This is a genomic window from Staphylococcus sp. HMSC072B07 (assembly GCF_001815505.1).
Taxonomy (GTDB): domain Bacteria; phylum Bacillota; class Bacilli; order Staphylococcales; family Staphylococcaceae; genus Staphylococcus; species Staphylococcus simulans.
Genome location: NZ_KV820914.1, coordinates 1 through 10430 on the forward strand (window position 1 = coordinate 1; position 10430 = coordinate 10430).

Below are 10430 nucleotides of genomic sequence, written 5' to 3' on the forward strand. Positions count from 1 at the left end.
GACGCAGACGCAGACGCAGATGCCGATGCTGATGCTGATGCCGACGCAGACGCAGATTCAGATTACCCTGTTGAACCAAATGAACCAGGTAATCCAGATGAACCAGGACACCCTGGCACTCCAGAACAAGGTACTACACAAGGTTCAAATGGTGAACAACCAGCACAAGCTGAAGGTCATGGCGATAAAGAATTACCTGACACAGGTGAAGAGAATAATAATAAAGAAGCTACATTATTCGGTGGCTTATTCGCAGCACTAGGTTCTGCATTATTATTCGGACGCCGTAAGAAAAATAAAGAACAATAATTCTATTTAAATAGTGGGCTGGACTTTGTTCCGGCCCATTTATACATACTGAATGAGAAGGGGTTTGGACATGACAATTAACAACGAGATTGAACAAATTTTATAAAAAGCAGATCAACAGCTATTAGGTAAAGATTATGTGTTTGTTAGTTTAGGTAATCCCAATATGAAAGCTTCTGTAAAATTGATTAAGCAGTCACGTAATCTTAAAAGAGATATTACGAAACAATATGAACAGTTTAAAAAGAAAGCTGGTAAGTATCCTAAGTGGGTTAAAATTGATTTTGTTTATCGTACGAAAGAAGTTGTCTTTGAAGATGTTAAAAGAGATTTAGAAGAGACACGTCGAAACTATATTGATTACGGAATTGCTTATGATAAGAATTGGAATTTAACTTTCATGGCAGAAGAAATTAATATTAATGCCTTTGTCAGACCGACTAAAGATAAAAAGTCTTTCTTCTTATCTGAGGATAATATCAATAACTATTTGAAGAAATATACAAAACATAAACAGTTCTATAGACATCAAGATTATATGGGTAAGCCGATTAAAAAGTTTTATACAAAGGGTTACTTTATTGAAAATCATGAGGTTTATGAATTAGCCGCAGAGGGTCGTGAAAAAGGATTACGTCATGTTGAAGATTTGTCACAAGAAATTGATAAAATGTTGGAAACTTCGACAGATTATCTTGCGAATGAATTACAACCAAGCGGTCAATTTATCTATGGTTATTTTCCACACTTCGATAAGAAAATCAGTTTCTATAATAATTTGAGACATGCTTCTTCAACTTATGCGCTAATGGAAGGATTACATTACTTAAACAAAGATATCACTATAGCTGAAAAAGCGATTGATTACTTAATCGACAATTGCTTATACAAGCAAGGAGAAGTCGCACATATATTTGATGACACTAAAAATATTAATGAAATTAAACTAGGTCAAAATGCGGCATTTGTTTTTGCGATTTGTGAGTATCTAAAAATAAAACCAGGTAACCAGAAGTATTTAGAAGCTGCACAACAAGTGGCAGAAGGTATGGTTTCAATGATTGACAGTGAAACAGCTGAAACTGTACATGTCTTACAATATCCTAGTCTAGAAGTTAAAGAAAAGTTCCGTGTGATTTATTATGATGGTGAAGCTGCGTTAGGATTATTACGACTTTATCAAGTTGATCAGAATGAAAAATGGTTAGAAACAGTACGTCATATGTTTGAACGATTCATTTCACAAAGTTACTGGAAGAACCATGATCATTGGTTAGGTTATTGTACGAATGAATTAATCCAAATTGCGCCTGAAGCGAAATATATAGAATTTGGAATTAGAAATGTTTCTAGTTATTTAGACTACATTAAGAATCGTATTACAACTTTCCCAACATTCATGGAGATGTTGATGGCAACGTATCATATTGTACGTAAAGCCAGAGAAAAAGGTTTTGGGGAAATCGTAAATCGATTGATTAACGTAGATGATTTAATGACAACGATTCATAAACGTGCAGATTATCAGCGTACAGGATACTTCTATCCAGAACTTGCGATGTACTTTAAAAATCCACAACGTATTCTTGGTTCGTTCTTTATCAAACACCATGGTTATCGTGTACGCATTGATGATATCGAACACTATATTTCTGGTTACGTCCAATACCAAAAAGTCTTTAAATAATGACATATAAAACAGGCCATGAACAAAATTACGAGTTCATGGCCTGTTTTATTATGAAAATAATTCATCCACTGTAACTTTAAACTGTTTAGCGATTTTAAAAGCTAAGCTTAAAGAAGGATCATACTTATTATTTTCAATCGCATTAATCGTTTGTCTCGAAACATTGACACTTTTACTTAGTGCTTCTTGAGACATCCCATTTTGTTTGCGATACAATTTTATTTTGTTTTTCATAACTCTCACCCTTTGTAGGTGTATTTTCTCATCACTCTATGTCTATTATGAATACTTTCGTTTAACGATTACATAATTATAAACTAAACTTCCCATTATAATAACTAAAAAGACAGCTTCAGGATATTTCGAGATAAAACTATGTGCACTGACTAAACCAAGCGTACGATTTAGAAAGGCGAATGTAATGAGAAGAATAGTAATGATAAAAGTCTTTGCGAGTACTTCTAAAATAATTTTAGTTTGACGTTCGTCATAATGAGACTCAGTTTGAACATCTACTGCTTCTGAAGGCATATAATTTTTTAAGAAGCCTCTCCAAGCAAATGCGAAAGCAACTAAGGTTACAATAGGGATGATAATTTTAAGTAATATCATGATGTCCCTCCTGAAATGTAAAGTTTATTTGACATTTTTAGAATACTGCTACGCTTAAATAATGTCAAGTATGTTTTACATTTCGTATAAAAAAACAGAGCCGAATGGCCCTGTTTTAAATTCCTAAATGTTCTTTAAATGTGTGTCCTGTATAGTTTTTTCGGTAAAGTCCGCGTTTTTGTAATTCTGGAACAATCAAATTCACAAAATCATCTAAGCTATCCGGCAAGGTAGGAGGCATTAAGTTGAAACCATCTGCCACACCTTCTTTGAACCAATGTTCCATTTCATCCACAATTTCCACAGGTGTTCCAATCAATGTTAAATGACCACCACCTGCATTTAAATATCCCAATAACTCTCGTACAGTGGGGTCTGTATCTCTGATAATCTCAAGGACTGTTTCATAACGACCTACAGGCCCAGTAAATTCAGAGACAGGAGGTAAGTCTGGGACTTTGTCATCTAAATCCCAATTATGACAATCTTGTTGGACAAAGAAACTGAGTTGATTTAGCGCTGTTTCAATCGGTAGTTGATTATCAAGCGCCGCTTTTTTCTCTAAAGCTGCTTCATGGGTTTCTGCGACATAAGTCACCAGACCTGGGAAGACTTTAAGGTTGCGGTCAGTCTGACCGGTACGTTTGATTTCATCATCTAAGCGTTGTCTGAACTGTTTTGCTTGTTTGATATTCCAAGAAACAGAGTAAACTGCATCTGCATATTTAACTGCGAGTGCCACGCCTTGTTTAGATGCGCCAGCCTGCATTGCGACGGGTTTACCTTGTGGACTTGCGGGTGTAGATAAAGGGCCGCGAACTTGGAAGTGTTCTCCTTGATGATTGAAAGGTTCTATTGCTTTTGAATCAATCAGTTGATTGTGTTTACGATCGTGTTTAAAATCATTGGTTTGCCATGACTCGAAGAGATGATTCATGACTTCCGCAAATTCATCTGCTTTTTGGTATCGTGCTGTATGGTCAGGCAGACCTTCCATACTGTGATTTTGTGCTTCAATATCCGTCATAGATGTGACTAAATTCCAACCGACACGACCGCCAGTGATATGGTCCAAACTTAATAGCTGACGTGCAGCCGTATAAGGGTTAGAAAATGTGCTGGAAATCGTTGAGACTAACCCGACATGTTTTGTGACCTGCGAAATTGCAGTTAAATTGACAATAGGGTCAAACCAGAACGCAGGCATCGTGGTGTCATTATTTGCGGGGAAGGATTGGTTATCCGCGAAAAACACCGCGTCAAAATAGCCGCGTTCTGCGATTTGAGCTAAATCTTGATAATACTCGATGGTGCCGATACGTTCGACACTTGAATCAGGCATCAGCCATGCGGCTTGATGATGGCCGCATCCATATAATAAAACGCCAATGTGCAGTTGTTTTTCTTTCTGCGTAGGCATGTTATTCACCTCGTGTTTAATATTGTTACTTAGTTCATTGTTAATCCGCCGTCAACAGTGATGTTTTGGCCTGTAATACCGTCTGCTTGTTCTGAAACAAGATAAGCCACCATGTTTGCGACATCTTGCGGTGTTGTCACCTTACGTAGTGGTGTACTTTGCGCAATCAAGTCAAAGACTTCAGGTGTAGTAACTGAGCTAGCGTCCGTTGTTTTAAGTAATCCGCCTGAAACAACATTCGCATTAATACCATATTGGCCAAGCTCTGCTGCAATGTTACGTGTGAAACCAATTAATGCAGCTTTCGCTGTTGTATATTCATGATAAGGAACAACAGGATTTTGGTATAAATTTGTGCCGATAGATACAACACTGCCACGTTGATTTTCAATAAATTGAGGTACCACACTTTGTACAACGTTGAATGCAGCTTTTAATGTGCCATCGATTTGATTTTGATAATCTGACCAGTCCATATCTTTAAATGATTTTTGTGTTGTCGGATCAAATTTGAAACCGATCAATGCGTTGTTCACTACACCATCAATACGACCGAATGTTTCTGTTCCTTCTTTGACTAAACGTTCTACTGCATCACGGTCAGTAACGTCTGCTTGAATTGCGACAGCACGGTTATTATCAATTTCTTGAGCCAATGCTTCGGCAGCTTCCTTACTTTGGTTGTAGTTAATAATAACGTTAAAACCTTGTTCGCCTAATGTACGGCTGATTACAGCACCTAAGCCACGTCCGCCGCCTGTTACTAAAATTGTTCTTGCCATTTAAATCGCCCCTTTAGTTAAATTAAGACATAAAAAAACACACAACCTATCTAGAGCTGTGCGTATCAGAGCGAGTTGAAAGTATAGACTCAGACATTCTTAGCCATACTTTCTTAGTTATGTACTCACACTTTCCTACGCTAGTTTCAGCTAGATCAGGTTCAAAGGGTCTGAAGCCATGCTTCATCTCAGTTATAAAACGCCCCTAGTGCATTTATATTTGTCATTAACCTTAATCTATCGACTTTCTAGAAGTAAGTCAAGGAAGGGCAATGAGAAAGGATTTAGTGAAAAAATAACAGCATACATGTTATGATAAACAAGAATACAAATAACAGGGTCTCCCTACAGAATTGGAGTGAGTTATATGTTCTGGTTAGGTATGTCATTCCCTTTATTAGCCATTATTTTCATTGTCTTCTCTGTGCGTGAAGAAAAGAAACGTAAATTGAAAAAACAAGAAAAAGAAGCTAGATGGGAAGCACAAAAACAACAAGAAGCGAAAGCTAAAGAAGAACAAGCGGCTAAAACTCAAGAAACTGAAAATCAACAACCACAAGATGTTAAAGCACTTGAACAACAACAAGAACATCGAGAAGTAACAGCTGAAGAAGAAGCACAACGTGTTGAAGCAAAAGCAGCCGCGAATGCACCACACGAAGAAGATAAACCTTCTTCATAATTGAATCATGATGAATTGAAAGCTGACCGAAAGTATAACCGGTCAGCTTTTTCATTACGTTTCTATTTACTTCAAATACACAACGATACTAAATTTTCCCGACTAATGATTCAGAAATAGGCTATACTATATAAAATAAGAAAATTCAGATAATTAATAGTAGGAAAGAGGAATGTGTATGACAGAAAATACAAAGGAAAATTCAAAAGATTCATCTTCAAAATTCCAGTTAAAAACACCTCATACGTATGCATTGTTAATGATGATTATCGCCATTGCTTGCGTCTTGACGTATATTATTCCAGCAGGGGAATATAAACGCGTAGATAAAGGGGGACAAACGTTAGTAGTCCCAGGTTCATATCATAGTATTGAACAACACGGGGTGTCATTTTTAGATTTATTCCGTGCAGTACCTGAAGGTTTACTGACAGGAGGAGAAATTGTCTTTTATATCTTTTTAGTCGGTGGTGCCTTCGGTATTGTACATAGAACAGGCGCATTTGAAAATGGGATTAACCAAGCGATTAAAACATTAGGTTCTTCGCGCATCTTAATGATTCCATTAACTATGATTGTGTTCTCTATTTTAGGCTTTTCAATTGGTTTAGCAGAAGAAACCATTATCTTTGTGCCGATCGGTGTAATCATTGCGAGAACCCTAGGTTATGATGCGATGACAGGAGCCGCGATGGTGATTTTAGGTGCTGCAAGTGGATTTATTGGAGGTATGTTGAATCCATTTACAGTCGGTGTTGCGCAAACCGTTGCTGAACTTCCTATGTTCTCAGGTTGGGGGTTACGTTCCATCATTTATATATTCATTCTAGCCGCAGCAATCGGGTCGGTAATGTTTTATGCTAGAAAAGTGAAACGTAATCCAAAGAAAAGTGTCGTTTATGCTTTAGAACAAGAAGAAGGTCAAAGTCATAAAGCTATAGAATATGAACGCTTTACCAAACGTCAGGCCTTCGCATTAAGTATTATTGCGTTAACTATTGTGTTTAACGTCTATGGTATCTTTCGTTATGAATGGTCTTTTAATCAAATGAGCGCAAACTTTGTTTTAGCAGGTTTGCTTGCAGGGTTTGTCAGTGACTTAGGTATGAATGGTACCTTTGATGCTTTTATTGAAGGAATGAAAGACATTTTATTTGGCGCAATGATTGTTGGTTTTGCGAAAGGCATTGTCGTTATTTTAGAACAAGGTAAAATTATTGATTCTATTATTCATGGAATGACTACACTACTCAATGATGTCCCATCGTCTATTGTGATTATTGTGATGTTTATCTTCCAGTTTTTCCTTAACTTCTTCATTCCATCTGGTTCAGGACAAGCCTTGACTACAATGCCTTTGATGGTGCCGATTTCAGACTTGCTAGATATTAATCGTCAACTTACAGTGCTTGCTTTCCAATATGGTGATTCCATCAGCAATGTGCTGTTTCCGACTTCTGCCATTTTAATGGGTGCACTCGCAGTTGCGAAAATTTCATACGTACAGTGGTTGAAATTCGCTTGGAAATTGATTCTGCTGTGGGTTATTATTTGTGCGATTGCCATGTCCATCGCATTGCTTGTCGGCTATTAGGGAATACTAACTCTGTTCAAAGTTAAAACATGAGGAGGAAGTGTCCTTGAATCAACACGAGAAAGAGAAATTATGGCGTGAATATAAATATGAAGTCATGTGGCATAGCCAAGCACACTATAACCAAATCAGATCAGTCATGAAAGATAATGTAGAAGGTGAGGTATTACAACGCTTGATTGATGAAGCATTAGCCCTCCCTCCGTCTAAAGGTGCCGTCATCAATACGTTTGATCATATGTGGGGCTATTTTAAGAAAGAAGCGGATGATACTGAAAAAAATCGACACCAAACATTGAAAGCGGACTTCGAATCAGAGAAAACAACATCTGATGAACTCTTGTCATTTATCTATACACTTGCGACTAAATATCAAAGTAAGTACTTATTAAATTCTTCAATTTTGAAGAATGCATGACAGAAAATCAGAAGTATTAAAAAATTTGAGGAAAGTGGTAGGTTATTAAATGACTTTTATCTGATTTTCGCTTAACATGTAACACAAGTTTCAAATTAAATCAGATTTGGTTAACTGAATAACTTAACTTATTATTAAAATTTCAAATAGAGGGTAATTGACTCTAGTAGGAATAATGACAGCAAGGTGTGAAATGTTATGGAACAATTAATAAATGATGATTACGAATACTGCAGAAAGATAATGGAAGAGTACTCAAAGACCTTCTCTTATGCGTTTAATAGTCTGCCTGAACAAGAGCGTAAAGCAGTTTGGGCGATTTATGCAGTATGTCGTATGATAGATGACAGTATAGATGAATATGAAGATCCAAAACGCTTAGATGCGATTCGTGAAGATTTAGAACACATCTACGATGGAGATTCTGAAAATGTGAACTTTAATAGTAACGCATCTGTGATGCGCGCGTTTCGTCATACACTAAAATCTTATCCTGTTCCATTACATGCCTTTAAAACATTAATGGATTACGTGGAAAGCGATTTGACTATGACAGCATTAGAAACAGATGAAGAGCTAGATGCCTATTGTTACGGCGTGGCAGGTACGATTGGTGAATTACTGACACCTGTACTTGCTTATGAACAATATTATGAGACAGCAGATAAAGTGGGGATTGAACTCGGTAAAGCCCTACAAATCACAAATATTTTACGTGATGTCGGTGAAGACTTTGAAAACAACCGTATCTATTTAAGCGCAAATCGCTTAAAAGAATATAATGTTGATTTAAAAGCGGTATATGAAAAGGGTGTGACGCAAAACTATATTGATTTGTGGGAAAGTTACGCCAAAGATGCGGATGCTATGTATCATAATGCATTAAGTCATTTAGATTACTTCCACGAAGATGCACGCCCCATTATTGAAGTTGCAGCTCAAGCGTATCGTGAAATCCTTGAAGTTGTACGTAAAAAGAATTATTCATTGCACCAACGTGCATATGTCAGTCGCATGAAAAAAGGTCAAATTTACCGTCGTGTCATGAAATCATACAAATAACTTTAAACTTAAAACAATAAACTATAAACAAAACCAGCATGTGATGTTTCAAACAGGCATGCTGGTTTTGTCATGTTTATAGCTTAATTAAATTCTACATATTGCGGTCCATCTTCTGAATCGCTATTCATTAATTTAATAGATCTTGGAATAGCTCTAATGACACAAAGTTTAGGGTCTTCTTTAGAATCAAAGAACGATTTATCTTGTTCGTCCCAAATCCAATCTAATACATCTGGATCTTCAGTGACTTCTAAGTCTGCATAGATTTCTAAGAAACTATGGTTTTTCGTATCATCATAGCCTAATAAAATATGCGCAACAGGATTTTGTTCGATTTCTTCAATCTTTACTGAGTCTGTACTAGTTTTCGTATATAAATCAAATTCTTGGTCATAGAAAATCATATATCGGCTATCTGGCTTATTGTCATAGGAAGTTGAAAGTACACCAATACGTGATGCTTTCATAATATCTTTAATCTTTTTTAAGACAACTTGTCTATCCATAGTATTCACCTCTTTTTTTATATTTACCCGTATGCGTTGGCAATAAAAGTTGTGTCAGGTATAACTCATCCTTTATGCATATTGTAAATGTCGCTATAATGAAGATGAAAAAAGAAGGAGGCATCATGGGATGGTACGAAAAATTGTGATTGCACCAGATTCATTTAAAGAAACTTTAACAGCGGCTGAAGCGGCACAAGCCATAGAATTAGGACTACAGGAAGTCTTGCCTGAAACGGTCATCTATGACAAAGTACCGATGGCTGATGGCGGTGAAGGGACGATGCAGTCGCTCCATGATGCCTTAGGCGGAACCATGAAACCTGTAAAAGCGACAGACGCTTTAGGCCGAATTATTGATGCACAATATTCATATGTTGAACAAAGTAAAACGGCTATTATTGAACTCGCAGAAGCTTCTAGTTTAGAAGCAATCGAACTCAAACATCGTAATCCGCTTGTGACTTCTACATACGGTACAGGGCAATTGATTTTAAGCGCACTAAATCAAGGTGCACAAAAAATTATCCTCGGTATTGGCGGAAGTGCGACCAATGATGGCGGAACAGGTATGATGAAAGCACTTGGCGTAAAATTCCTTGATGAGAAAGGTGACAACTTACCTGAAGGTGGTGCCGCTCTAATCAACCTTGCGCAAATTAATATTTCTAATTTAGACAAACGGCTGAAAAACGTAACTTTTGAAGTAGTCTGTGATGTTGATAACCCATTACTTGGACCCACAGGTGCTACTCATACGTACGCTAAACAAAAAGGCGCTTCACCAAAAGATATTGAACAACTCGAACAAGCTTTAACACATTATAATCATGTGTTAACAGAAACTTTTCAACATGATTATTCAAATGTACCAGGTGCGGGGGCTGCAGGTGGTACAGGTATTGCGTTAGTTGCTTTTTTAGATGCAGAACTTTCTCGAGGTATCGATATTGTTTTACATGAAACACAGTTAAAAGCACGTCTGAAAGATGCTGATATTTGTATTACCGGTGAAGGTAAAATCGATCGACAGACAATTTATGGGAAAACGCCGATTGGTGTTGCGAAAACAGCTCAACAATTTAACATACCTGTTATTGCGTTATGCGGCGTAACTGGAGAAGGCTATGAAGCTGTTAAAACACATGGGATTGATCACGTCTTCAGTGTGACTGGCCTAGATGACAGACCACCAAACGACCATGCTTCAATCAGTAAAGCAGAAGCACTTGCACATCCATTTCGTTATTTAAAAGCACTCGCACAAGATGCGGCACATAGATTAGAATTAGGGAAGAACGTCTAAATAGTTAGACGTTCTCAGACTGTCGACAAAGTCCTACGGACTTGTC

At 37.1% G+C, this 10430-nt stretch carries 12 protein-coding genes and 1 riboswitch; of the genes, 7 read left to right on the forward strand and 5 right to left on the reverse strand.

Annotated elements, in window-relative coordinates:
• On the forward strand, positions 1 to 309 hold a 309-nt coding region (locus HMPREF3031_RS07200; protein ID WP_142351315.1), incomplete at its 5' end, for an LPXTG cell wall anchor domain-containing protein.
• A gap of 166 nt (positions 310 to 475) precedes the next feature.
• The gene (locus HMPREF3031_RS07205; RefSeq protein ID WP_002480122.1) at positions 476 to 1996 is read left to right on the forward strand and encodes a hypothetical protein; all 1521 of its coding nucleotides are present in this window, start codon (positions 476 to 478) and stop codon (positions 1994 to 1996) included.
• A gap of 51 nt (positions 1997 to 2047) precedes the next feature.
• Here the strand turns inward: HMPREF3031_RS07205 and HMPREF3031_RS07210 are convergent, their stop codons facing one another.
• The 4 genes from HMPREF3031_RS07210 to HMPREF3031_RS07225 form a co-directional block, all read right to left on the reverse strand.
• Positions 2048 to 2233: a helix-turn-helix transcriptional regulator gene (locus HMPREF3031_RS07210; protein WP_002480121.1), complete on the reverse strand. Its 186-nt coding sequence runs from the start codon at positions 2231 to 2233 to the stop codon at positions 2048 to 2050.
• A gap of 45 nt (positions 2234 to 2278) precedes the next feature.
• Complete coding sequence (locus HMPREF3031_RS07215; protein ID WP_002480120.1) at positions 2279 to 2611, reverse strand: hypothetical protein; 333 nt, start codon at positions 2609 to 2611, stop codon at positions 2279 to 2281.
• A 115-nt stretch (positions 2612 to 2726) separates the two neighbouring features.
• Positions 2727 to 4031 (reverse strand): LLM class flavin-dependent oxidoreductase, encoded by a 1305-nt coding sequence (locus HMPREF3031_RS07220; protein ID WP_070684424.1) that lies wholly within the window; start codon positions 4029 to 4031, stop codon positions 2727 to 2729.
• A gap of 29 nt (positions 4032 to 4060) precedes the next feature.
• Positions 4061 to 4813 carry a 3-oxoacyl-ACP reductase gene (locus HMPREF3031_RS07225; RefSeq protein ID WP_002480118.1) on the reverse strand — a complete coding sequence of 251 codons (753 nt, stop codon included), beginning with the start codon at positions 4811 to 4813 and terminating at the stop codon, positions 4061 to 4063.
• Positions 4814 to 4928: 115 nt separating this feature from the next.
• Positions 4929 to 5030, reverse strand: a riboswitch (TPP riboswitch).
• A 150-nt stretch (positions 5031 to 5180) separates the two neighbouring features.
• Here HMPREF3031_RS07225 and HMPREF3031_RS07230 point away from each other — a divergent pair.
• The 4 genes from HMPREF3031_RS07230 to HMPREF3031_RS07245 all read left to right on the forward strand — a co-directional run bounded on the left by HMPREF3031_RS07230 (position 5181) and on the right by HMPREF3031_RS07245 (position 8569).
• Complete coding sequence (locus tag HMPREF3031_RS07230) at positions 5181 to 5495, forward strand: hypothetical protein (RefSeq protein ID WP_002480117.1); 315 nt, start codon at positions 5181 to 5183, stop codon at positions 5493 to 5495.
• Between the two features lie 178 nt (positions 5496 to 5673).
• Entirely contained in the window at positions 5674 to 7089 is a 1416-nt protein-coding gene (locus HMPREF3031_RS07235; protein WP_002480116.1) for a YfcC family protein, read from the forward strand.
• A gap of 40 nt (positions 7090 to 7129) precedes the next feature.
• On the forward strand, positions 7130 to 7507 hold the full coding sequence (locus HMPREF3031_RS07240; RefSeq protein ID WP_372510742.1) for a YbgA family protein: 378 nt from the start codon (positions 7130 to 7132) through the stop codon (positions 7505 to 7507).
• Between the two features lie 198 nt (positions 7508 to 7705).
• Complete coding sequence (locus HMPREF3031_RS07245; RefSeq protein ID WP_070724786.1) at positions 7706 to 8569, forward strand: phytoene/squalene synthase family protein; 864 nt, start codon at positions 7706 to 7708, stop codon at positions 8567 to 8569.
• A gap of 83 nt (positions 8570 to 8652) precedes the next feature.
• Here the strand turns inward: HMPREF3031_RS07245 and HMPREF3031_RS07250 are convergent, their stop codons facing one another.
• A complete protein-coding gene (locus tag HMPREF3031_RS07250; RefSeq protein ID WP_023014741.1) occupies positions 8653 to 9078 on the reverse strand; it encodes a pyridoxamine 5'-phosphate oxidase family protein in 426 nt (141 codons plus the stop codon).
• Positions 9079 to 9208: 130 nt separating this feature from the next.
• On the opposite strand from HMPREF3031_RS07250, the gene HMPREF3031_RS07255 reads away from it, so the two are divergent.
• A complete protein-coding gene (locus HMPREF3031_RS07255; RefSeq protein ID WP_002480112.1) occupies positions 9209 to 10384 on the forward strand; it encodes a glycerate kinase in 1176 nt (391 codons plus the stop codon).
• The last annotated feature ends 46 nt before the right edge of the window (positions 10385 to 10430 follow it).